Origin of the sequence: Alkalimarinus coralli (genome assembly GCF_023650515.1) — a bacterium.
Lineage (GTDB): Bacteria > Pseudomonadota > Gammaproteobacteria > Pseudomonadales > Oleiphilaceae > Alkalimarinus > Alkalimarinus coralli.
Genome location: NZ_CP096016.1, coordinates 2320683 through 2345779, shown reverse-complemented (window position 1 = coordinate 2345779; position 25097 = coordinate 2320683). Strand labels below are relative to the sequence as shown.

20 protein-coding genes and 1 pseudogene are annotated in these 25097 nt (G+C 44.1%); 9 read left to right on the top strand and 12 right to left on the bottom strand.

All coding sequences use genetic code 11. From position 1 onward, the window contains the following. Positions 1-46 precede the first annotated feature (46 nt). The 3 genes and pseudogenes from MY523_RS10390 to MY523_RS10380 form a co-directional block, all read left to right on the top strand. A complete protein-coding gene (locus MY523_RS10390; RefSeq protein ID WP_250658696.1) occupies positions 47-631 on the top strand; it encodes a nucleotidyltransferase domain-containing protein in 585 nt (194 codons plus the stop codon). Continuing rightward, complete coding sequence (locus MY523_RS10385; protein ID WP_250658695.1) at positions 618-1055, top strand: HEPN domain-containing protein; 438 nt, start codon at positions 618-620, stop codon at positions 1053-1055. The genes MY523_RS10390 and MY523_RS10385 overlap by 14 nt, the downstream gene beginning before the upstream one ends. 71 nt (positions 1056-1126) lie before the next feature. Continuing rightward, positions 1127-1456 (top strand): annotated as a pseudogene (locus MY523_RS10380) (integrase core domain-containing protein); the annotation flags it as partial. An 851-nt stretch (positions 1457-2307) separates the two neighbouring features. Here MY523_RS10380 and MY523_RS10375 read toward each other — a convergent pair. The 8 genes from MY523_RS10375 to MY523_RS10340 form a co-directional block, all read right to left on the bottom strand. Further along, positions 2308-2496, bottom strand: coding sequence for a hypothetical protein (locus MY523_RS10375; RefSeq protein WP_250658694.1), 189 nt, complete (start codon positions 2494-2496; stop codon positions 2308-2310). After that, entirely contained in the window at positions 2493-2879 is a 387-nt protein-coding gene (locus tag MY523_RS10370; protein WP_250658693.1) for a type II toxin-antitoxin system VapC family toxin, read from the bottom strand. Before MY523_RS10370 ends, MY523_RS10375 begins: the two co-directional genes overlap by 4 nt. Continuing rightward, on the bottom strand, positions 2879-3133 hold the full coding sequence (locus tag MY523_RS10365) for a hypothetical protein (protein ID WP_250658692.1): 255 nt from the start codon (positions 3131-3133) through the stop codon (positions 2879-2881). The genes MY523_RS10370 and MY523_RS10365 overlap by 1 nt, the downstream gene beginning before the upstream one ends. 315 nt (positions 3134-3448) lie before the next feature. Continuing rightward, entirely contained in the window at positions 3449-6601 is a 3153-nt protein-coding gene (locus MY523_RS10360; protein WP_250658691.1) for a diguanylate cyclase, read from the bottom strand. Positions 6602-6744: 143 nt separating this feature from the next. Beyond that, positions 6745-8571 (bottom strand): AAA family ATPase, encoded by a 1827-nt coding sequence (locus MY523_RS10355; RefSeq protein WP_250658690.1) that lies wholly within the window; start codon positions 8569-8571, stop codon positions 6745-6747. 66 nt (positions 8572-8637) lie between these two features. Beyond that, on the bottom strand, positions 8638-9825 hold the full coding sequence (locus tag MY523_RS10350) for a lipoxygenase family protein (RefSeq protein WP_250658689.1): 1188 nt from the start codon (positions 9823-9825) through the stop codon (positions 8638-8640). A gap of 9 nt (positions 9826-9834) precedes the next feature. Further along, complete coding sequence (locus MY523_RS10345) at positions 9835-10197, bottom strand: hypothetical protein (protein ID WP_250658688.1); 363 nt, start codon at positions 10195-10197, stop codon at positions 9835-9837. A 1-nt stretch (position 10198) separates the two neighbouring features. Continuing rightward, a complete protein-coding gene (locus MY523_RS10340) occupies positions 10199-10474 on the bottom strand; it encodes a hypothetical protein (protein ID WP_250658687.1) in 276 nt (91 codons plus the stop codon). Between the two features lie 417 nt (positions 10475-10891). On the opposite strand from MY523_RS10340, the gene MY523_RS10335 reads away from it, so the two are divergent. From MY523_RS10335 to MY523_RS10310, 6 genes are all read left to right on the top strand, one after another. Next, complete coding sequence (locus MY523_RS10335; protein WP_250658686.1) at positions 10892-12211, top strand: DNA recombination protein RmuC; 1320 nt, start codon at positions 10892-10894, stop codon at positions 12209-12211. A gap of 147 nt (positions 12212-12358) precedes the next feature. Then, positions 12359-16084, top strand: a complete 3726-nt coding sequence (locus tag MY523_RS10330; protein WP_250658685.1) for a DUF1631 family protein — start codon at positions 12359-12361, stop codon at positions 16082-16084. A gap of 281 nt (positions 16085-16365) precedes the next feature. Next, positions 16366-16746 carry a hypothetical protein gene (locus MY523_RS10325; protein WP_250658684.1) on the top strand — a complete coding sequence of 127 codons (381 nt, stop codon included), beginning with the start codon at positions 16366-16368 and terminating at the stop codon, positions 16744-16746. 176 nt (positions 16747-16922) lie between these two features. Continuing rightward, positions 16923-17753: a tetratricopeptide repeat protein gene (locus MY523_RS10320; RefSeq protein ID WP_250658683.1), complete on the top strand. Its 831-nt coding sequence runs from the start codon at positions 16923-16925 to the stop codon at positions 17751-17753. 167 nt (positions 17754-17920) lie between these two features. Then, positions 17921-18739, top strand: a complete 819-nt coding sequence (locus MY523_RS10315; protein ID WP_250658682.1) for a CbbQ/NirQ/NorQ/GpvN family protein — start codon at positions 17921-17923, stop codon at positions 18737-18739. Beyond that, positions 18711-19124, top strand: a complete 414-nt coding sequence (locus tag MY523_RS10310; protein WP_250658681.1) for a hypothetical protein — start codon at positions 18711-18713, stop codon at positions 19122-19124. Before MY523_RS10315 ends, MY523_RS10310 begins: the two co-directional genes overlap by 29 nt. 109 nt (positions 19125-19233) lie before the next feature. Here the strand turns inward: MY523_RS10310 and MY523_RS10305 are convergent, their stop codons facing one another. The 4 genes from MY523_RS10305 to nirJ form a co-directional block, all read right to left on the bottom strand. Next, positions 19234-20796, bottom strand: a complete 1563-nt coding sequence (locus MY523_RS10305; RefSeq protein ID WP_250658680.1) for a fatty acyl-CoA reductase — start codon at positions 20794-20796, stop codon at positions 19234-19236. Positions 20797-21252: 456 nt separating this feature from the next. After that, positions 21253-22851: a cytochrome D1 domain-containing protein gene (locus MY523_RS10300; RefSeq protein WP_250658679.1), complete on the bottom strand. Its 1599-nt coding sequence runs from the start codon at positions 22849-22851 to the stop codon at positions 21253-21255. A gap of 3 nt (positions 22852-22854) precedes the next feature. Beyond that, positions 22855-23694: a uroporphyrinogen-III C-methyltransferase gene (cobA, locus tag MY523_RS10295; RefSeq protein ID WP_250658678.1), complete on the bottom strand. Its 840-nt coding sequence runs from the start codon at positions 23692-23694 to the stop codon at positions 22855-22857. A 104-nt stretch (positions 23695-23798) separates the two neighbouring features. Then, complete coding sequence (gene nirJ / locus MY523_RS10290; protein WP_250658677.1) at positions 23799-25088, bottom strand: heme d1 biosynthesis radical SAM protein NirJ; 1290 nt, start codon at positions 25086-25088, stop codon at positions 23799-23801. Between the last annotated feature and the right edge of the window lie 9 nt (positions 25089-25097).

Here is a 25097-nt window from a genome sequence, read left to right as displayed (position 1 = left end):
CAAAAAAGACTACAAATGAAGCGTGAAAAGCTTCAATGATAATATTATGTCGTCACCACTTGCTGAAATACTGTTTAAAGAATATCGCCGTCGCGTGCTGGGATTATTGCTACTGCAACCCGATAGCAGCTACCACGTGCGCGAAATTGCGCGTTTGACCGGTACGCTTGCGGGCACCTTGCATAAAGAGCTTAGCAAGCTGGCAGAAGCAGGTTTGTTAGTTAAAGACCCGCAAGGTAAGCAGGTTTATTACCGGGCTAATAAAGATTGCCCCATTTATGAGGAGCTCGCGAGCATACTGCGCAAAACATCAGGTGTTGCTGATGTATTAGCTGAGCAGTTACGGTCATTGGCGGAAGGAATCGATGCAGTTTTTGTATTCGGTTCGGTCGCAAGTGGTAAAGCAACAGCTGAAAGTGATGTCGATGTATTGGTAATTGGAGAAGTGGCATTTGCCGATGTGGTGAAGGCACTTTACCCAGCGCAAGAAACTTTGGGGAGAGAGATAAACCCGAAGGTTTATAGCCACGCCGAATGGCAACAGGCGAGAAAAGAGCAAAACAACTTCATCAAGGATGTGATGGAGAAACCCAAACTATTTGTAATAGGAACCAAGGATGACATTGGATAATTTAATAGGTAAAAGCCTGGAAGAAATTGCACCAGATGCTGGCGCGATAAATCGTTTACTTGAAGCGGCTCAACGAAATATTGCGGATGCGAGAATTGATGGGCTGAGTAACGAGAATAAGTTTGATATGGCTTATAAAGCGATTATGCAGTTGGCCAATTTGTCACTGCAAGCTAGTGGCTTTCGCACACTAACGAGCAAGCCCGGCCACCATCAAACGATGATTCAGTCTTTACCTAAAACGGTTGGTATCGATATCGACCAGATGATTGTATTGGATAGCCTGAGAAAGCAGCGCAATGTGGCTGACTACTCTGGTGATTTAGTGACCGATAGCACAATGGATGAATGCCTTGCCCAGGCTGAGAGTTTGTATGACACAGTCTCTAACTGGCTGGAAACTTCGCACCCAGAATTGAGTTAAGAGCTAGTGGGCAAGAAGTGTTGAGGCGAAATTGTGTGATCGTATTTAAAAGATAAGATCATGACTTACACGGAAGACGCTTTTGTGGCAAAGCTGACAGCCATGATTATCAGCTCTACATAGCAATAAATGATATTGAACACACCAAAACGAAAGTGCGTCACCCGCAAACCAATGGGATCTGCGAGAGGTTCCATAAAACAATCCTGCAAGAGTTTTATCAGCCCGCTCTGAGAAGAAAGATCTATGGTTCGATCGATGAATTGCAGCAGGACCTGGACGAATGGCTAGATTACTATAATAATGATCGAACCCATCAGGGCAAAAAGTGTAGTGGCAGAACGCCAATGGAAACATTGCTTGATGGCAAAAGTATCTGGAAGGAAAAGTTCGTGAACTGAACCTGACCTGACAGACACCATCTAAAAATCGGTAACTGTCAGATCAAGTCTGAACTACTACAATTTATTTGAACTAGTTAAGTCTTAAAGGTAGTGTCTTCCGCCATTTATTTAATGGAAAGTCAAAATCATGTATAGCTTACGCCACTCAGTCTGCTATACATAAAAACGACTAATGTCAAAATCATGTATAGCTCAAGCTACTCAATCTGCTATACATAAAAATGATAAAACTTGGAACTGAGAGTAATGTTGGTTGCAAAACAGGCCGAAAAATATCACTTTATTTTTGCCTGTTAATGCTAGGTAAGTTTCTGATATTTTATGGTTTTATCTGCCATTGACTAGTTGCTCTTAGGCATTTCGTATCACTTTAAATATCACTTAATCGAGCTCGAGCCTACTGAAGTTGCGATGCGAGATTTGGTACCCTATTAAATTTATTGCGGTACCGTACCGTGAATAAAAAACGCGATACGGTACACTAATAAAAATATTGGTGTTCCAAATCGTGTAGCGTGTTGGGGGCGGGCTTTAACTATTTGATATTAATAGTGAAAAGATCTCTGTTTTTTGTGCTACCGAATCAAGCTACTGAAAAAACTAAGCTTGTGATCACGTCCGCTCAGTCAATCTGTGCGAGATCCAAAAAATCACTATCTTTCGAATTACATGGATAGCTCAAGGATATTCCCCTCTGAGCCTTTGAAATTAAAGGCGGAACGCTATATTGTTATGGATCAAACTGCTTTTGTAACGCCATAAAACTACCATGACAGTTTCGGAATTACTCCAAACGTCGCGGTCGATTAACAGCCGTATAAATAAAGGCTTTCAGAGTACTTTACTCTTTATCTTCTTTCTCTGTGTCCACAAAGTCCCCACTCTGTAACGGGTTTAACCTTACCGTTTCTTCCAAATGTTCTGGCGCCAAGTGCACGTACCGCATGGTTATAGTTATGCTTGCGAACGCGCTTACCATTCGCCCCATCTGGGCGAGTATTAACTAACCACTGGCCACTATCCTTTTTGACCGTCATACCTCAAGTACGGGCCCCGGATACTTAATAATAGTTGAGTCCGCAGTAACTAATGTAAAGCCTTCTGTTATTGCTTGAGCAATAAGAATACGGTCAAATGGGTCTTTGTGTATTAATGGTAAACTGCCTACGGTAACAGCATGCTCACTAGCAATGGGTAATTCGATGTAACCGTTATCCAGTAACCCGCGACGAAGTACGCTTGCATCTGCCTTGAAGTCCTTTCGGCCTAGTGCATTTTTTATTACAACTTCCCACAAGCTAGCCACACTGAAAAATAGTTCATTCTCCTGTGAGTTGATTAAGGCGAGTGCCTTTTCACTTAGGCGCCTTGGTTCACCAGCGGCCCATAGCAAAATATGGGTATCTAGAAGTAGCTTCATCAGTCACCATTGAATAGCTTTTCGATACCTTCACTGCCCATTTGGTCAAAGTCATCGGGAGTACTAATTTGTCCTTCCATAAAGCCAACTCTGCTTGTGTGTGTGAGTACTGGCGATCCCAACAGCTCAATCTCGTCATCTTTTAGTTTGTCCGAAAGAGAGGCTCTGTAATCATCCAGCCAAGCTTGAAGAATAGCTACCTCATCAAAAGGCAGTTCTTGAATTTTCTCTTCAATTAGTTGCAATGCGCTCATTGAATACCTCACGTTATCACCTAACCATAACGTTATTTTTAATATATATTAAACACAATGCAAGTTAATGGTGATTAATGAGCGCTTACAGGTACATATTGTTGCTTATGTTGCACTTTTTGCCGACCGGTGCGGCCCATAAAACCTGTAACGAAGCCAATGAACAAGATAAGCAGTTTCATTCCGTTATCCGAGTCTTGTTGACAAATAGCAACGCGGAAATCATTGCCGCTAAGAATAGAATCACAGCGCCTGCAATAATTGAATTATCTTTGTCTATAGCTAATCTCTTCAGTCGAGCGAATGTAGAGTATTTTAGATATCTTCACTGTATGCAGTTACTCTGTTTTTCCCATTTTCTTTTGACAGATATAAACCTTTGTCCGCTAGTTGTAAGAGCTGTTCGATGGAGTTAGAAGCCTGTGTTACGACTGTAATGCCAATGCTGACGGTAATCTGAAAAGAGTCCGGTGGGATTTGTATGGGGGTCTGTTCTATCGAGCGTCCAATTCGTTCGGCAAGCTGTATACCGTCATTAAGGCTATTTTCAGGTGCAAGTATTGCGAACTCTTCGCCACCCATGCGTCCAAATAGATCCTGCTCTCGCAAATTCCTTTTGCTAATGCTTGCGACTTGCCTAAGCGCTTCGTCGCCAGCTGCGTGCCCATAGGTGTCATTCACTTCTTTAAAGTTATCAATATCCATCATTATGACGATAGCCAGCCTGTTAAAGCGCAGGGCTCGTTCTACTTCCTGCCTGGATCTTTCTAGAAAATGGCGTCGATTGAGCGCGTTGGTTAATGAGTCGGTGGTTGCCAAAAGTGTTAGCTTTTCGTTGGCCTCTCTTAGGTCTTGGGTGCGAGAGGCTACTCGCTCTTCCAGGCTGGCGTAGAGCTTCGCATTTTCGAGCGAAATTGCTGTTTGAGTTGATAACAATTGAACCGTATTGAGGTGATCCTCAGCAAATGCACCAATGGTTGACTCATTTTCGAGGTAAACGATACCACTTAATTTCCCTCTGTTTACTACGGGGGAGCAGAGGACGGATTTAGGTTGGTGTTTTTCTATATATTCATTGTTACTAAACTGCGACTCAGCACTCGCGTCAGCGAGTACAAGTGGGGCGTTGGTGCGGATGACTGTTTGGACGAGGTTAACAGGAAACCTGGCTTCGGTCTCAAAATCTATCGGGGATGAGGTTGTTTCAATGCGGCCGCCTGCATGGGCAATAACTTCTAAAGACCAGCTAATCTCTCCATCTGCGGGCTCATGTGCTAAGAGCAAATAGCCTTTTTGTCCGCCGGCATTTTCAAGTACCAGATTCATCATGGTTTCGAGAAGGTTTTGCAGTACTATCTCACCGGATATAGCTTGGGTCGCCTTCATCATTGAGTAAAAATCTAATAAGCTGGTTTGCCCACCATGCAACTGAGCCGCAGAGAAGGTACTTTTGGTAATGTGGTTTTGATAGAACTCACCTAAAAGCAGTGGGTGCCTATATCGAAGTTGGCCTAGCTTGCTTTCAGCGCCCCATTGCTGATACAGGTGATAGGCTCTGGTTAGGTAAACTTTTGCGATGTCTGGCTGATTATTTGCCAATAAATATTCCGCCAAACGCTCATTGGATATTGCCTCCTCATGAAGAAAACCAGACTCTACAGCCAAACTGATTGAAGCCTGATATGCTTCAATCGTTTTTAAAGAAGGGGCTTCCAAAACAGAGGCTTTTTCGGCCTCGATTAGATGATACTTGTTGGCAAAGTTTTCGGGGCAATGCTCGGCCCAGTGACCAAGTTTTTGCTGGTTGGTTTCGATATCCTGGAGATGAGTCGCCTTCGTTGAATCATCCATGATCTTATTTTCTGCATGGGTAGAGGCACTACAAATGGCTAACCTGATCAAGGAGTCAAAGAAATAAAACACGGGGATATAAGCCGACGAAACCAGGCCGTTTAGGTAGTGTTTGGTTTCTTCTGACTGCTCTAATGCACTGTCATAGTTACCTAGCAGGTATAACAGTATCATTCTATTAAAGTGCTCGATACATTGTGCTGTTTGGTCATTGCCTGAAGCGTGCAGTTTTGCAGAGTCTTGTTCACTATAGTAATTGCCAAAGAACGTTCGCGGGGCTGAAAGCATTTGGGCATTAAACGGCTTTCTTAGTGAGCTGAGCATTTGAATGAAAATACAGGTATGCGAATACGCCGTATTTTGGTTCATTTGTTTGATCTTACTTAGATACTTTTGCGTATCTTTTTCCAGTTTATCGACGGGTTTACCCGCAAAGAAGGAGTGCACATTGATCATCATGCCCGCCCACCCAGCATACTCGAAATCACCATTTGTTAGGGCAATCTGAAATATATTTTTCAGTGGGGGGATTGTTTTATCAAGGTGCTGTTTCCAGTGATAAACAAACACATATACCCCATATAGGGTTTTTGCCTTAAATTCATCGGTGTTCAAGTGCTCAAGCAGCTTTATTGACAGCTGTCCAAACTGGTAGCCCGTTTCGATGTCACCTGCGACCCCGCAAAGAACCAACCCATAGGATGAGTACGCAAATGTCGAGCCTGGACAGTTTCCATGTCTAATGGATAGCTGGATCATATGCGACACGATAATGGGGAATAAAAGTGGGGATGACTGATAGGCGGCTGATAAAATCTGGTTCAGTATCCGCATGGCAGCTAACAAATGAGGGTCACTCATTTCGGGCAAGTCTAATAGTGACATCGGGCCTCGTGATGAAATACCTTGCCCGGTAGCGATTAAGGCCTCGCCAACGTCTGAGAACTGGGGATTTAATATTATATCGATGCCTAAATGTTGCAGTGCCTGATGCGCTTCTCTGACCGCACCTGCAGAGTCATCCTTAGAGATAAATGCTCGAATGCGAGTCTCATATACCGGGATTTTATCGATCAGGGTGTTGGCATTTTCAATGAGCGTGGATGCCAATGCCTCCATCGTGTCAAAGTCTGCATTGATACATGCCAGCTCCATTGTTTCAGTATGAAGCTGTAACATCAGCTTATAGTGGCTAGACCAGTGGGATCTGTTAACACTTTCAAGCCCGCTATTGAGGTATTGAAATGCCGACGCAAAGGCGGCAGACGCTTTTGCTTTTTTTCCTGCACGAAGATTAAGTTCAGCTAGTTGAGTTGGGTTGGTGCTACCGTTAGAAAAACTGGCGGCTAGATTTAAGTGGTTCGCCACATTGAATATGATGTCATCAATACTGCTTTCATTATGACTCTCAAGAAGCGACTGACCGACACTTAAGTGAATGCGATGCTTATCGGAGTCGGGGAGTAATGAGTAAGCCGCTTGTTGGATACGGTCATGTGAAAACCGGTATAACGGGCCTTGAGCGACAACTTTAGCATGGCGATTAACATTTGCTTCAATGCCGACTCGGGGAAGGTGTTGTGCCCAGTCAAACCGGTCATCGATCGGAGTAAGCATGCCAGCTTTTAGTAACTCCCATAAGTTTTTTGCCGTATTCTCTGGTGTTTGAAAATTGATTGCGGCCAACGTATTCAGGTCAAACTGATTTCCGATGCAGGCAGCCGAGCAAGCGAGCTGATAGGCTTGTGGTGAAAGGTCCCTTATTTTTCAACCATTAGGTCGATGACATTATCTGTGGTGTGCTGTTGATCTATCTTGTCGATGTCCCAGCACCAAGTGTTAGATAAGTGATCAAACTGAATAAGCCATTGTTTGTTTAGGTGTTTTATAAACTGTGTTAAAAAAAATGGATTACCAAGCGTTTTTGTCAGGCAACGCTCTGCTAATTGTGTTGTATGCCCTTCTTCACACTGAAAGGTATCGGACAAAAAGTGCTTAATGTCGTCCAGTGAGAGTGGCTGCAGTTCGATTTTAGAAACGGTTGCACTCTGTTGCGACAGACTTTTTAACAACATGCTAACCGGATGTAATGAATTAACTTCGTTATCTCTGTACGAGACAATAATCAGTATATGGCCGATTGCGGCGTCTTGCATGAGTTGCTCTACTAGCTGAAGAGACGCAAGATCTGCCCACTGCAGGTCGTCTAACGATATGATAAGCGGGTGATCTGTACTGCAAAAAGCTCGCACGAAGCTCTGAAATGTGACATTAAAACGGTTCTTTGTTTCGGCAGACGAAGAGGTCTGTATTTCTGGCTGCGGGCCAATAATAGGCTCAAGCTCGGGGATTACATCAGTGATGAGTTTGCCGTTTTTGCCCAAGGCATGGAGTATTGTTTCTTTCCATTTGACTATTCTTAAATCATCCAGGCCAAGAATTTGTGCGATCAAGTCTTTGATAGCACTAATAAAACAACTATATGGCGTACTCCGGTCAAGCTGATCAAACTTCCCTTCAATAAAAAAACCTCGCTTAACCAGTAGTGGTTTAGAAAGCTCCCTAACAAAGCAGGACTTACCAATACCAGAAGGCCCAACGACGGAAAGCAGTGCTTTTTCTCCCTGAACAGTTTTATCAAATATGGCGATAAGCTGGTTCAGGTCAGCTGTTCTTCCGTAAAGGGTTTTGGGTATTTGAAGCTTGCTGGAGATATCTTTTGAGCTGACCTCAAACTGGCCAACATCTCCACTTGCCTGAAATTGTTTCCAGCATCTTTTTAGGTCGTGAATCAATCCCGATAAGCTTGCATAACGTTCTTCTGCCGTTTTTGACAGGAGTTTCATCACAATCTTTGACAGAGTGCCCGGAACGGTTGGGTTCAGTTTTTCGGGGGGCTCAGCTTCCTGGGCAATATGCCAGTGAATCCACTGCATTGGGTCTGCTGATTGGAACGGTGTTGTGCCTGTTAACAGCTGGTAAAAGGTCATCCCCAACGAGTAATAGTCAGAGCGATGGTCAATTGGCCTATTGATTCTGCCCGTTTGTTCTGGAGATATAAACGCCAGACTGCCCTCTACTTTAGCAAGATCCAAAAACTGGTTTAGCTCAAGCGGTATTTCTGAGGCGAGCCCGAAGTCTATAATTCTTATTTCATTGGTTGATTGATTAAATAGTAAATTGGATGGGTTGATCCCTTTATGAATGACATCAAAGCGATGCAAGTCGTCCAACGCTTCGGCAATTCGAATTGCTAATGGCAAAAACTGTTCAACAGGCAGGGCGAACGATTCAAATAACTCTGCAAGAGAAACACCATCAAAGTCTTCTTGCGCAATCACCAATGTATTTTGATAACGAAATAAATCGTAGGTTTTTATGATGCTGGCGCTGTTGGCCATCTTGGTAAGCTCATATTCCCTTCTAAATCGGGCCATTGATTCTGGCGAAGGGAACTCTTCATTGAGCAACTTCAAAATAACCGTGTCTGAAGCTGAATTGCTGTCTTCTGGTTTGGCTCGATAGACGACCGTATACGCGCTTCGATACAGTTGCTCGATGACTTTATACTTACCTATTAAAAACATATTTCCTATACCAACGTCAGGTTAAATCAAAAGGCAGCACCTTTTGATTTAACATTTCTAGCGCTATTAAATGCTTATGCTATTGGGCACCTGAGACGGGAGCTGAAACGGGTAGGGCATTGGCCGCTTTTCGTTCCGTTTTCTTATCTCAATCTCGGCTAACGACAAGCGCTCCTGGAATTTTTCAACACAAGGGTGCACTCGCTTATCTTTAAAATAAGGATACCTTACATTAGTCGTGTATTGGCCCAAGCGGTCATACTGAACACTGCTAAGGAGGTATTTAAAAGACGAAGTATACAGTGCAACATCCAGTGGAGGATACCAGGCAACACAATCATCCGGCGTATTTAGTTCAGTGCTGCGTGATGGCGGCTCTTTATATATGGTGCCAGAGACGCTGGGGGCAAACGACATCAGCGGGTATTGTGCATAGTTCACCGAAGCATGCTGCGGCCCTGCAATATCGGGGTTGTTTTCATCCCACCGCCAAGCTTCATGAGCCTTGGCAACCAAACCCAGAGTAGACTCTATAGATGGACCTACATTGGTGGCAACTGTGCCCCCAGGAACAATTAGACTATGAATCGCATCATCGTTAATGTTAATGGTAAACCTAAAGTGGGGGATGAGTAATTCAAGGATGGGGTGCGAATCAGACAGTTGCCTGCGGGCTGCAACCACAACAGGCTCAACAATGAGGTGGCAGTCGCCTAAATGTGCAACAGATTCATGCTGAATGGCACACATTACGTTAACAATGTATTTGGCGATCTTCCATTTCAATCCATTCGCATCGTTGGCATTTGCTGCATCTGTTGGTGTAAATATAGGGGTGTCTTCTGGGTCGTGCTTTTGACCCAACTGAATGGCAATGGGCTGGAGTGCTCCGGTTTCTGTGGGGTAACCTTTTGGTGGGGTGGGGTTCCAGTAAAATAGTGCGATGGGCGATGCCAGGTAACGTTGCTGGCCATTGAGTTTATCTGAAACAGCGCCTTCCATCATTGCATAGTCAACGACAAACAGTCTATTTTGCCGGGCAGCCTCATGGAGCGTTAACTCGCTATTTCCGACCTCTTTTTGGAACATTGTATCTGTAATAGGGAGCTTCTCTAGTAAGTCAGCAAGCGTATGGGCTTTTTGCTCAACCTGTTTTTCCAGCACAACCCCGCGTAGATTTGTGGTGTTAAATCCGCCAATTTGCAAATAACCGAAAAACCAGTCCTGCTCATAAGGTTCGGAGTTTTCCTCCATCCAGGGTTTTCAGTCTATAGTGAGTGTTTGCGGCATTTCAAGTGTGTCGAACAGTGTTTTGTAATCTTCGGGGCTACTTGCCTGCAAGTAATCTCTGCCTTTTTCTGTACTCAGCATGTCAAACATCGCCGACTTCAAAAAAGCCGTTGGCCCTTCTTTTTCAAACTCCGCAAAAACTTCACCCAAGCCGATGACGATATTTTCAACATCTTTGGGTACGTCATTTAGTTTTTTAATTGCACCGGGGAGTTTGGATAAGCTATGCATAAAAGACTTAAGGTTCTCGAGATCCCTTTCAGGATGCAATATGCTCATTTCCTGTTTTAACTTTTCGAAGGACTTCTCAATGTCCATAAATGTTTTTTCTGGCATATCATCTGCCAGTTCTTTTTTCAAGCAGCTTGCCAATAACATTTTTAAAATTTTCTGCCATTGGTGTAAAGGTTCTTAAGACCTGTGCCTCATAGTCCAAGCTAAACCCTTCTCCTTTGGGGAGGTCTGCCGATAAAGGCACTGGCTCCAAGTATGAAAACATGTAATTGTATGCAGTTCTTGCTAAAGAAAGTTGATATTCTCGCTGCGCCTTTTCTTCTGGGTTGGTATGTTGTGGAAGGGTTGGAATAGATGTTTTTTTACTTCTTTCACTCATATTGTATACGCTTTATTTTGGAGGTTATTATTTTGCAGTAGTAGCTGAAAGCGGCTGGCACTCGCTATGTATAATTAAAGTAAAAAAAGTGGGCACTGCAACTATTTAAAAATAATATACAGCGTGCAGGTGTGATCTTGCCCAAAGCAGTGTGCTTTTTTTATGTCGGGTCAGCACTGCTGATTGCATAACTGATAATGTGAGGCTGGTTGCCTTGGAGCCGAATTTCAGCGTTATTAGTAGAGATCTTTGCACGACTACTGCGCTTACAAATACAGCGTTAAAAAATGACTCAAAATGCTCATATATTACATATATACTGCGCTTTTTCGTCATTTTTTGCCTTGTCTTTACTTCGCTCATAACGTCGAGCAAAGGTCTCTAGTATATTGTCACTACAATAAGGAATCTTATAAGTTGGATATAAATATTGATGGATACTTACTCACCGTCGGCGTGGTAGCAAGCACTGTTTTTCTTATTACTGGGGGCATTATTGGGTGGCTTATTGCGCGTGCAGGGATGCGTGTGCAAGTTGCTGAGCTTAATGGGTTGTTGGAGCTGAAAGAGCAGCAGTTGATTCAGGCGGAGGTCATGTACGAGGAGTTAAATGAAAAAGAGCGGCAATACTGGCAGGAGAAACTTAAGTTATTAGAAGACAACAAAACGCAGCTTAAGCAAGAGTTTGAAAACCTGGCCAATCAGATTTTCCAAGAGAAACAAAAGCACTTTACGGAACAAAGTAGACAAGGGCTTGACGCACTTCTCACCCCTTTCAAAGAACAGTTGACGGGGTTCAAGCAAAAAATAGATGATGTATATGTTAATGAAGCCAAAGAGAGAGCTTCGTTAAAAACTCAGATCGAAGTACTCCATAAGCTCAACCAGCAGATTACAAACGAAGCTTCAAACCTTACCAAAGCGCTTAAAGGTGATAAGAAGCTACAGGGGAATTGGGGGGAGATCCAGGTAGAGATGATACTTGAGCAGTCTGGGCTCAAAAAAGGGCGGGAGTTTGAGCGGGAACCGAACTTTAAAAACGATGACGCAAAAAATATGCGGCCCGACTTTATTATCCATTTACCTGATAATAAACATATTATTATTGACAGCAAGGTCTCTCTGATTGATTACACTCGGTATGTTGAAGCAAGCAGTGAGCAGGAAAAAGATGTCCACATAAAGTCTTACGTACAGTGCATCAAAGCGCACATAAAGGGTTTGAGCGAAAAAGGTTATCCTAAATTAAATGGAATGAACTCGCCGGACTTTGTGTTTATGTTCCTGCCGGTGGAGCCTGCGTTTATAGCAGCATTTGAATATGATCAGACTCTTTTTAATGACGCGTTTGAAAATCGTATTGTGGTCGTAACCCCCACGACGCTGCTTGCAACGTTGCGCACAGTGTCAAACCTCTGGTCAATTGAGAAGCAAAATCAGAGTGCCAGAGTTTTAGCGGATCAGGCAGGCAAGGTCTATGACAAGCTGAGAATTTTTGTTGAAAAGATGGATAAGCTGGGAGGGCAACTCAACACGGTTAGCAGCACCTACCATGAAGCATGGGACTCATTGCGAGAAGGGCGCGGTAACTTGCTGAGCCAGGCACAAAAATTCCTTGACCTTGGCGTACGTGTAAAGAAAGAGCTTCCTCAATCATTAGTTGAAAATGTTGAAGCAGAGGAGGCTGAATTGCCCGGTAAAGTTAAGGTGACGGCTGAAACTGAAACCGATCATTAGAGCATCAGCGTCAGGCAGCACTGGCAACTTTGGTCTATCCTCAGTATGAGTCAGACAAATAATTATTACCGCGGAATGATTATAGCAATGACCTGCACGGAGATGCGTTCTCTCAGGTCGTATAAGCAGTAACAAAAATAAGGCATTATGCAAAATACCCCTTCCACACCTGAAAACCAACGTAAGCAAGAGATTAAAGACAAGCTATTGCTTAGTTATCGAAAGCTGATGCTTGAAAGCTTGCCGCTCGCTCTTGAAAGAGCGATTAAAGATGCGGAAGTAAAGCTGATGCTTTCGTTTAATGAGTCTATGGATGGTGTTTTACGCTCTGATTTTTCTGTAAGTCTCCATACATTAGAGTCACGTAGCCACTGGTTGTCGGACTCCGTTTCGAAGAGTATATCAACAGCACTCGGTAATCTGGCCTGTGGTAGAGAGCTTGATACTGAACCCAGGAAAGACAGCAGCAAATTATCAGTTGTTGAAAAAAATGACTTTGAAGATTGGTTGGCAATGAACTCTGCGATTAAGGTGGTTCAAGAAAATCTTGGCTATGAACTGAACCGCCTTTGTTATGTATTTGAGGCAATTAGCGACAAAGCAGTGAGTGTGGAAGAGTGCCCCGTTGGTCCCGCCAGAATTATAAAGGCCTTTCAGGCTGGTTGCGGTACCTTGGCCATACCCTCGTCTTCGTACCCCATTATTTACAAAGTTCTGGGAAGCGTGCTTAAAGCTGAGCTTAAGGATATATATGGTGTTCTTCTTTCTGCTGCTGAACGGTATGGCATACAGGGCTCGTCGACGAAAGATGAAGTTCAGCATAACGGGAGGCCAGGAGTCGCTAACCAAACCTATGTTAAGCGCTCTGAAACAAATTATAGGCCTGTTGATACAATTCAGAGCTCATTAAATCAGGCACCTAAAACTGAACAGAATCTACTGGACGCTCAGCCGTTAATGACTGACGAGGCTCTGTTTGGCATGCAACTGGCCCCAGATAAACCTGAAAGGCCTGGAGAACAAAAGGAAGGAGATATTGGTCAACAATATGCTGCAGGCCACAAAGAAACAATGCAGGGGACTTACTCGACCCTGCAGACCCTTATAAACCTCAAGGCTTCTGTCGCTGGTGGTGGTTCAGTATCGGCTCCCGGCCCTGTCACTCAGTCTACACAGTCCGGGGCGGGCACCACCTACTATCAGACGGGTGATATTTTGGAAGCCGTTAGCCAGCTCCAGCAGAGCCAACGTGATAGCAATGGAACTGATAGACTATCCGTAAAAAATGATGAGAGCCGTGAGCGTATTGAGCAGCCTGGCAATGTTATCGAGTTGCCGCTTAAGGATATAGTAAAAAAACGGCTGAAAGAGAATAACCAGCAAGAAGCCCAGCTAGGTGAAAAAGAGAATGAGCTGATTGATATCACCGATCGGTTATTTGACACTATTTTAGAGCATATCGGAATCAGTGGTGTGCTTAAAAAGTGGCTAAAAAAACTAAAGCTATCTGTGCTTAAGGTTGTTTTGCTGGATGATACTTTTTTTTCCAACCATCACCACCCTGCGAGACAAGTTGTCAATCAGCTGGCTAAGTTAGCAGGTACAAAGCGCGCGCCAAATAGAAGTATAGAGCGGTCTTTGGAGTACTTCACCAATCGCATTATCAATGAATACACTGGAGACTTGCACCTATTTGAAGAGCTACTGATTGAAATAAATCATTTGGTTTCTCGACAGGAAGAGGCTTTTAAGCGTAATTCAGAGCGTGTAGCCAGGGCATACGAAGGTCAGCAAAGACTTGTTGAGGCGCGGGAAACGATTGTCTCTGAGATTAACCAACGTATTAAAGGGAAGAAAATTCCCAAGGTTTTGCTTTCTTTGCTGGATGAAGGTGGCTGGAGGCAGTTAATGCTGGTGACCTTGTTGAGGGAAGGCGCTGATAGCCCGAGATTTAAGGATTCGTTATCAGTGGTGGATCAGCTTGTCTCATGGTTAGGTGAACCGGCAGATGCTTCGGTTTCTGGTGCATTAGCTTCAGATACGTCAGCCTCAGTAGGCGACAGTCTGGAAAAAGATCTTGAAGCACCGACTTTCCTCACCATGATTGATCGTGAGCTGCGGGCAACAGGGCAAACCTCCCATAGCCAGATTATGGATAAGCTAAAAGAGTACTTGTTGCTAGGGAAGAAAGCGAAGCTGTTCACTGCTGAAGAGTATAGCTGGTTAGTAGACCCCAATGAAGAATATGGTACGCAGACGGCTGCATCCAAAGAACAGAAAGATAACAGCCCAGGCACAAGCCGTTGGCATAAGCGGGCCAGAATGATGGTCGTTGGTGATTGGGTTGAATTGATTGATGAGCTTGGCCAGGCACAACGCATGAGGTTAGCCTGGTCAGGGAGCAAGTCTTTTAGGTTTGTGTTCGTTGATAGCCAGGGCATGAAAGATATTGATATATCTCTCGATGAGTTGGCAGACCGCATGAATCAGGGTAAGGCGACATTATTGGATAAAGAAGAAGTACCCGTAATAGACCAGGGATTACACCAAATGGTGCAGTCCGTTTATGAAGATTTATCTAACCAGGCAAGCTGTGATCCGCTAACAGCTTTGCTTAACCGGCAGTCATTTGAAAGGAGTCTTGAGCGGGCTGTTGCTGATGTGATGTCCAACAAAACATCTTATATTGTCTGCTTTTTGGATATAGATCAGTTTAAAGTTATCAATAACACGTATGGCCATATTGCGGGAGATCAACTGCTTAGGCATGTTGCATCGGTGGTAAAGAGTGCCGCAGGCGGAATGGCTACATGTGGCAGAGTAGGCGGAAATGAGTTTGGCCTGATCTTTAATAATTGCGCACTTAAAGAAGGAAAAATCCTCTCCGAAAATATAAGGGATGCGGTGGAGGAAAGTGCTTTTTCATGGCAAGAGCACTCAATTGCTGTGACAGTTAGTGCCGGCCTAACCGAAATTGACTCTAGTAGTGATAACATTGATACGGTCATGAAGAAGGCGAGTGTTGCCTGCAACCTTTCGAAGGAGCATGGCCGCAACCGGATAACCGTATATACCCCCCAAGACCGGGATCAGCTATATCATAATGAAATGATGAACTGGATTCAGCGAATTGATCACTCGCTCGAAGACCTTTTGATGCTGCGTTGCCAGGAAATTCGTCATATTAATGTGGCGAGCAACAAGCCTTCTCATTATGAAATATTATTAGGTGTATATGATGAAGATAAGAACCTGCTACCTCCCGTTGCATTGATTGAGGCTGCTGAGCATTTCGGCCGTATGTCCAGAATTGATAAGTGGGTTATTCATAACACTCTAAGATGGATGGAAAAAAACGCCAGCATTGTTGATAAAGTCGATGGCTTTTCTATTAACTTGTCAGGAACATCTATTAATGAAGAGCACTTTTTGGATTTTGTGTTAGGAGAGCTGTCAGCCACCTCTGTGCCAAGACACAAAATTTGCTTTGAAATAACGGAAACTGCCACTATCACAAACTTGTCAGATGCCACAGATTTCATCAAGGTTTTAAAGAAAACAGGGTGCAAATTTTCCCTTGATGACTTTGGAACAGGCCTCTCATCCTATGCATATATTCAAAAACTTCCGGTTGATTATATTAAGATTGATGGCATCTTTATCAAAAATATCGTCAATAATCAGAAGGATCAAGCTCTGGTCAAGTCTATCAATGAACTAGCCCACTTCATGGGCATGGAAACCATTGCTGAGTTTGTTGAAAATAAAGAGATACTGTCCATGCTTGAAATAATTGGCGTTGATAATGCGCAGGGGTATGGCATTAGACGGCCATTACCACTGGATGAAGCATTTCAAAATATTCAGGCGTAATAAGAGGTAAGCCAGTTCACAGGCTTTCTTAGGTCAGTATCTATTGTGCTGTGCGCCGAAATAAGCTCTGTTGCTAATTCGGTAAATATGTACAGGTAAAACCCGCCTGAATTTTTCCTGCTAGCTACAAAATGACCAGTGTGTCACACATATAATGATCAAGGGCTTATATAATATTTGAAACAGTTTGTTACATTACTTATTCCATCAGGTTAGGTAGGCATGAAAACGTAACGGCTGTATCAATATAATAACAGCGGTATGAGTTGCTTGGGCCTTTCATGATTTATTTAATACATTTATTAGAGATCACTCTTTTCTTATTAGTGATTTTGTTATGGTGTCGAGTTCTCAAAACCTATAACGCCGAAACTAAGGCCGTTACTATTGAAGAGCTAAGTAGTGACTCTAAACAGCTTCTTCATGATACCGCTAACCCCGTGAAAGTAGCTGATGGCAAGTCTCTTGTGGAAGCCTATATTGGAGACTTTTTCCCGTCAGAGCCTGATGACTCGTTGAGCATCCTTAGAACCGCTTCACAACAAGGTACGGGCTCTACTGAGCACTCGGCGAATGCTAAAGCGGTTGATTGTGACCGATCAATTTCAAGCAAGGTTATCGATGCGATGATGGCGGAAGCTGATATGGTGTGTGCTTCATAAGGCCTGGATTTTTTGTTAGTAATTTCACTCAGTCATCATGTAAGGCTAATGCCCTGAAACGTTGTGTTACAAAAGCAACCAGTGCTTTGTTTCCTTTCTAACTTCTCTCATCTATTCTTCATATAGGTATTTTTAAACCATGGCAATATTAATGAAGGCTAAACAGATAGTGACCTATGAAGTATTTAATCGTTTATAGAAAGTGGTTGTTCGCTCTTTTTGTTTTGTTCCCAACACTCACTTATGCATCTGGGCTACCCCCAGAACATGAGGCTAACAGACTTCTGCTGGCGGTTCAGAGTTCAATTGATAGTGCACAGTGGGATAAAGCCGAACGGCAACTGAAACAGATATCAGAACTTGAAGTACCGCTTGCGGAAAAGTTTCATTACATGCATGGACAGGTTATGTATCAACAGGGGGAGTATGATCTGGCCCAAAAGTCGTTGGAGATTTATGTCCTTCAAGCTGGTGACGATGGCGAGTTTTATACTCAAGCGCTGCAGATGATCACGGAAGCCGAAGAGAAGAAAGACGTTGTATCGAAGAAACCCGCTAGAACCCCTGATTTGAAACTGGATAAAGGCAAAGATAATTATCTCGAGTCGCTTAAAAAGCTATATCTGACCGACTCATCGACTGAAGCACTGGTGCTGCGCATAAATAGCATTCTCACCACAGTGCCGTATCAGGGCGCTAGAGTTAAGCAAAAAAATGCTAATAAAGGTGTTAAATACAGTATTAGTGTGACGGGACATGAACTGCAGATTCAAGAGAAAAAGTATGACAGGGAGGGCGCTCCCACACTGCTGGTTAATAAAATGGACGTATTTGGCGTTGATCCGTTTATCAAATCTGGTTGTGACTATGACCGTTACGTCTGCTGGCTCTATCACCCTGTAAACCAGTTTGATCGCTGGATACTGATTGACCGAGACAAAGATGCAGTTAAAGAGCTGAGTGAAGCGATGGCAAGGTTGATTCGCTTGCTGCAAGGGAGTAAGTAATTCGGTTGTGGCAAGGGCGTAAGTAACGAGCTGATCGCTTAGTCTGACCTCGGTCAAGGGCATTTTTACTGTTTCAAGGTATGGTAGGCCAACTTGAAGATTCAAACACCTATCTGGTTGCAGGAGGGTTGGGTCTCTTTTAGACAATATATCCACGGATCCGCTTTATGAATGCGTTTGAAAAACCACAGAACGAAACTGATGAACTATTTTATCAGCCTCAAGGCAATGAAGAGACGTTATTTGAGCATGCATATAATCACCAACTGCCTGTATTAATTAAAGGCCCTACAGGGTGTGGAAAAACGCGCTTTATTGCTCATATGGCTGAGAAGCTGGGCCGCCCAATTTATACTGTATCCTGTCATGATGATCTCACTGCGGCTGATCTTGTTGGGCGGCACTTAATTGGAAAAGAAGGCACATTTTGGCAGGACGGCCCTCTAACACGGGCGGTTAGAGAGGGGGCAATCTGCTACCTTGATGAAGTTATTGAAGCAAGAAAGGATACTACCGTTGTGCTACACCCTTTGGCCGATGATCGCAGGGTCTTGCCTATCGAGAGAACAGGAGAGTATCTTGAAGCCGCGCCTGGATTTATGCTGGTTGTTTCCTATAATCCTGGGTATCAAAATTTACTCAAAGGAATGAAACCGAGCACCCGCCAGCGGTTTGTAGCGCTTCGCTTTGATTACCCTGATGAAGCGGCAGAGACCGCAATTGTTGTTAAGGAAAGTGGCATTGATGAAGCCCAGGCGAGGGTTTTGGTCAAGTTGGCAAACAGCCTAAGAAACTTAAAAGATCATGATCTTGAAGAGGCTGCTTCTACGCGGTTGGTTATCTACGCCGCAAAGCTAATTAAGAGTGGAATATCACCGATGGAAGCGTGTCGTATAACCATGGCAGAGCCTTTGTCCGATGATGAGGCAACCGTTGAAGCCTTAACAGAGGTCATATATGCCATTTTTGGTGGCGAAGGAGAATAAGTTGGCCTACGGAAGCTATAAACAAAGCAAGAACGAAGACCTCTCACTTGCCAAGCAGGCAGAGGGGTGGTACTTGTGTAACTTATTGGTTCTTCCGGGTATATCTTTTGCCTTTCTGTTACGACTTTTTTTAAAACATGGCAGTGGTGACCGTAGTTCTCTGGGCACGAACCATATCAGACAGACATTTTTTATGTCACTGCTCGGCGGAGGCTTAGTATTTTCTGGATGTATTGGCCTATATCTTTTGTTGGGCAATACTCCGAATGGCTGGATGTGGATTATTATGTATTTCACTCTGGTGCATACAAGCTTTGTTATGTGGGGAATTTTAGGTTTAGCCTGGGCTTTAGCTAAAAAGCCAATACTGTTTCCAAAGTTTTAGCCGCTTCCATCGTTGGCCAAGTAACAAAAAAGCCTGATTGAGTAATCAATCAGGCTTTTTTGTTACAGCTGCTTTTGGGGCATGTAGCCTTTAAGATAGCTACATGCAGTTAAGCCGCCTTCTTGGACTGCTTCACTGATTCTATGTCGCTTTCCTGCTCGCCACTATGCTCCTCTACACCGCTGCTCTTTGCCTCTTTAATGGCATATTTTTCGAGCCCTGCAATATGGTTTTTACCGAAATACTCTGTCCAGTTGATCGTGCTGGCGTCGACTGAAAACTCACTGTTTGTCTCTTCTCCCAACTCTTTGGCCAGAGACAAGAGTTTGCCATTGTGAAAGCGATATTTAGGAAAACCATAAAATGAAAAAGTGGTCGATAGTGTCAGTGCTGTATCAATATTTTTTAACATTATGCTCTTTTTGTCTGCTTTGCCCAAAAAGGACTTAACATCATGCAGAATGCTAAGTGGCATTTGCAGTGCCTTCATTGACGTTTCAAACACTGACTTTGAAACAAAACTGAAGCTGCTTGCAGGTTTTTTGTTTTTAAATAACTTGGGGTAAGCAAGATAGTTGGAGCGCGCTTCTTTGATCATAGCATCTTTCAATTCGCCAATTTTTACTGGGTTAGACCCACTGCTGCAACATTGATAAATGTTAGTTTCGTTGGGTGATCTGAATACCTTCGCCATTGATAAGATAATACTGTTGGCGACCAGGTCAGCCGGGATAATATCCATGACCCCTTTAGGGTCGGCGGGGAAGTAGGCAATTTTTCCCCGAGCATAAGCGAAGATAATGGCATCAGCTACTTTGACACCTTCAATCCACCCCGGGGCAGGGCTCTTTAGCGTACTTTCTATTATTGAAGGGCGGACAATTGCAAGGGACTTGCCATCCAGTTTTTCAATAAGAAGCTGTTCTCCCATCCACTTGGTGAAGGTATAGGTATCGTTCCAGCCATAGTGATTCGCTTCACTAATTCCAAGGTCGACCAGTGCTTGGCTCAGTTCGTCAAGGTCTTTGGCCGGGAAGCGTATATTATTGATCTTATCTTTTAAAAGGTCGATTACGTCGGCTACAAGGTAGTGGCCTTTTTCGTTACGGGGGATCTGTTTCCCGAAAGGTGCCTTGGTTTCTTCATAGATGTCTCCCTCGTTCAGACCGTGTACATAACAGGTTGATACCTGAACAACGGGAATATCACCGCCGCGTTTGGATAACTCAATTATATTGTTAAGACATAGGGTGTTTATTTTAAGTGCTTTATCCAAGGCTTCGCGGAAGTTAACACTGGCGGCTGAATTTACAATGACGTCGATCTTGTTGGCTAGTGAGGTAAACTCGCTCGCTTCCAGGCCAAAACTGGCTTCGGTTAACTCGCCTGTAACGACGTGAATCTTTGACATACAAAAAGATTCAAAAGAGAGAGGGTCTTGCTCTCGCAGTGAGTCAAAAATTGAAGATGATAGAATTTCCTTTTCAAAGCGCTCCCTGCCAGTATTATATGTTGAGTTTCCTCTAACAAGCACGGTAATGGACGCAATATCGGGAGTTGATGAGATTAGCTTTTCTAATAGTACCTTGCCCAAAAAACCTGTACAGCCAGTGATAAGAATGTTTTTTCCGTTAAGTGTGTTTTTCACCACTGAGTTTTTTGTAGTTTTCATAGCGTTCCTGCTGTTTTCCATTGAGTTGAAATATCCTTGATGGTGTTGCGTGAATGCTCTGTTAACCTAAACAAAGCCCTCTGGTTTCACGACCAACCATAACAGCGCAAAGTTACATATTTAGTGCGAATTAAACATTGCAAGTAGATCGAAGTGAGAGGTGTATCTCATTTGTTATTCTGATAATGAGATGTGGTTAACAACAAGAATTCTCATTAGAGTATAAGCACTAAAAACCCGAAAGAGAGTTTCATTTTCGAATATTGCAGTGTTGCAGGTTGCCTTTACTGTTATATCAGTTACCGTTTTTGTCATAGCATTTGTACTTTTGACTAGAGCAGGATTTGATAGCGCAGAGGCATTGAGGCATTGAAGCAGGAAGACACAGCTACTTTCGTGGCCAAGGAAATCGTCACGAGAATAGCTGTGAGGGTGTTTTAAGCGCGAGAGTACATGCTAGTGGCTGGTACCGGTCGCATACGTTGTTTTGTTGTGAACGTTATACTTACCAGAAGGCTTTTTCATTGGCAGTCTCTTAACTTCCTTAAGCGTATTGGCATCGTATACGATCAACGCGCCATCTTTATCCCAAATACTCATAAGTGCATGGCTACCGTTTTTTGTAAACTCAATATGAGCCGCTGTTTTTCCCGGGATAGGTTGCAGCGTTTTTTCTATTTCTAATGTTTCTTTGTTTATTACATGCATAAGGTCTTTGTTGGGGCCAAAGAACACATCCACCCATGCATATTTGGAGTTTTGGTGACTCCGCATAAAGAAGCCTGGCCCTTTAGTTTTGATTCGTTTAATCACATCCCATGTTGTCATATCAATGACAGACACCTGGCCATCTTTCAGGTTAGGTGTTGCCATCACTGTTTTTCCTTGATATTGCCAGGTGATGCCAGAACCTAGATGGGGCATACCTGCCAGGTCAATCGTCTTAATTTTTTTACCCTGGTCGAGGTCAATCACCTGGCCGTCTTTGGAGTCTCTTGAGGCTCCAATCAAGTGTTTGTATGACTGGTCAAAAAAGAAGTCGTCCAGATAGTCATCGACGGGTATTTTTCTGACAGTTAGCTCACCCTGGTCATAGGGGATTTCCCAAACCTCTTTAAGATCCTTAAGGGCCGCTATAAAGCTGTTTCTAGGGGGGGCAGTATAGACGGCACTAACCCGAGAGGGTTTGCCTTCGGAGCTTTCGACATCAAATACTTTGACGGGTTTTAAATCGGTCGTATCGATTAGCACCAAAGACTGAGGCAGGTAGTTGGCTACCATGGCATATTTACCATCTTTTGAGATAGCCAGGTTTCGAGTATTAATGGCAGCCCGGATTTCTGCGACAAACTCCATGTTGTATATGTCATATTTACTAACCCAGCCATCCCTTGAAGCAAAATAGACATAGCGCCCATCAGGTGAGTATTTTGGGCCTCCGTGCAGTGCAAAGCGTGTTTTGAAACGGTGAATAGGTTCAAATGTATCACCATTTAAAAGCGTGGCAGAGTGGTCTCCAAGTTCGACAACAATAAACAGGTTTTTCAGGTCAGCTTCAAATTTCGGTTTATCTGGAAGGCTACCGTTTGGGTGATAGACAACATGAGAGCGCTCAATATCTTTAAGCGACCATTCCGGCTGAACCACTGGTTTACTGAATACATAGTCGGCCAGAGATGAGATTTGCTGATCATTCAATTTGGCGGCGAAGGCTGGCATCTGGGTTGCGGGGCGGCCATTTTTGATCACGTCGACCGCCTTGTTCTTTCTCAGCCGAGAGAGATTGTCAGGTAGCAGAGCTGGCCCCATAGACCCCGTGCGGTTGGCCCCATGACACTCTGCACAATTGTCTTTATAAAGCTGTTTTGTCTGTGCGGGAATTTCTGTTTCTGATATCGAATGGGTACTTTTGGCAGAAGCTGCAGCCACGTTAGTGGGGGCGAGCAAGAATAAGCCGAGCAACGCTAGATGGTTTAGCTTCGGGATGATGCTAAGTGAGCTAGTAGGCGCAGCCTGCCTGTGAGCCAACAGGTTAGGTAGAAAAGAGGTGATCATCAATTACATTCCTGTTGCAAATTGCACCACATTGCTGGCAGTAACGTTCTCTTTCTGTTGTTCACTAAACGCCGAAACCACTGTTCCGATGATAATGAGAGTAGGGGTTTGAACGTTCTCATCTTCGACTTGCTGTTGTAAGGTGTCCAGCGTTGCAATATATACACGTTGGTTGGGCGTTGTACCCTGTTCCACCAAGGCTGCCGGCATGTCGCCAGGCATTCCGTGAGCTTGCAGCTCTCTGTTGATTACTTCAATGCTCTGCAAACCCATGTAGAAAACAACGGTTTGATTTGGACGAGCAAGGTTTTCCCAGGGAAGTACCAGATTTCCGGACTTGAGATGACCGGTTACAAAGGTACAGCTCTGGGCATGATCTCTGTGGGTTAAAGGTATACCAGCGTAAGTTGCACAGCCTGATGCAGCGGTGATGCCAGGTACAACTCGGCAAGGCACGTCAGCAGCCAATAACACTTGAATCTCCTCTCCGCCTCGGCCAAAGATGTAAGGGTCGCCTCCTTTCAGTCGAACGACGCGCTTATTCTCTTTCGAGAGTTTTACCAGTAGTGTATTTATTTCTTCCTGAGGCAGGGTGTGGTCATTAGCTGTTTTTCCAACAAAAATACGATCTGTATCTGTGGGAACCATTCCCATAATCGCTTCGCTGACAAGCTTATCGTAAACGACGATATCGGCTTCCCTTATCAACCGAAGTGCTCGAAGAGTGAGCAATTCAGGATCACCTGGGCCTGAACCGACAAGAGCTACTTCGCCAGGTTGCAAAGGGGTGTTGCTGGCACAGTTCCCCATGAGCGCTTTTACTTCGCTGGTTTGATCTACCATTGCTCTCTCCATAACCCGGGACTCCAGGCGACTCTATTCTATTTTGTTTAAATTATATTTTTTAATTCTAATTTTTATTTATATTGATGGCCCTGGTTCCCAACTTATTGTTGTCGGGTGACCGGGATCAATCTAGCTTCTGTTGCGTCGTTGTATGGCATATCGAGACGATCATCTTCGTCTTCGTCGATGCCAATTTCTTCATTACTCAGGTAACAGGCAGGGTCTTCAGCCCAGGCATCGTCGGTTAGTTGATAGGCACGCACGCGCGTATTTCCGCCGCAAATTTTAAGATACTGACATTCAGCACAGCGACCTTTTACAGGGCGGGGGTGCTGGCGAAACCCTTCCATTAATTCGTCGTTTGGATTGCTCCAAATATCTGAAAAGGCACGTTCTCTTACATTCCCTAAGGTGTAATTCCACCAGAACGTATCTGGGTGGACATTACCCAGGTTATCAATATTCGAAATATTGACGCCTGAGGAGTTGCCACCCCAATTTTCCAGGCGTTGTCTAAGGGCATCAACTTGATCAGGTACATGCTTTTCTGCCCATTGCAGCAAGTAAGGGCCATCGGCATCATTGTTACCCGTGACGTACTCTCTCACGATGCCCTTTTGTAGTTCTGACCAGCTTCGCTCAAAGAGCATATCAAGCGCTTTGCGTGTAGTTTGGTGAAACGCATCGCTTTTTCTGTTTCGGTTGCCACGACCGGCATAATTGAGGTGTGAGAGGTAGAACTTGTCGATATCGTGTTCATCCATCAGTGCAAGCAGTTGTGGTAATTCATGGCTGTTGTTTTGAGTCAGCGTGAATCGAATGCCCACTTTAATGTTGTGTTGCTTACACAGTTTTACGGCGTGAAGCGAAGCGTCGAATGCCCCCTTAAGCTGCCGAAACTCGTCGTGTGTTTCCTTAATACCATCCAGGCTGATACCAACGTAGTCGTAGCCAACCTCGGCAATCTTCTCAATATTCTCTTCGGTAATCAGCGTACCGTTCGTTGATAGGCCAACATAAAAGCCCATCGCTTTGGCACGCTTGGAAACATCATATATATCGGGACGAAGCAGTGGCTCACCACCAGATAAAATCAATACCGGAACTTTAAACGCTTTCAGGTCGTCCATTACTTCGTAGACTTCATCAGTGGATAGCTCACCTTTGAAATCAGTATCAGCGGAGATAGAGTAGCAGTGTTTGCAGGTTAAATTACATCGCCTGATCAGGTTCCATATCACGACAGGGCCAGGCGGTTTTCGTGCAGGACCAACAGGTGTTGGGTTAAGCAAAGTCTGCATATATTGTGTAATACGGAACATGGTATAGGTCTCTTTTTCGTTTCTACATAGTTTACGAACTATCCCCTCAGGAACCTTGACTTTGAGCAAGCTCTCCCC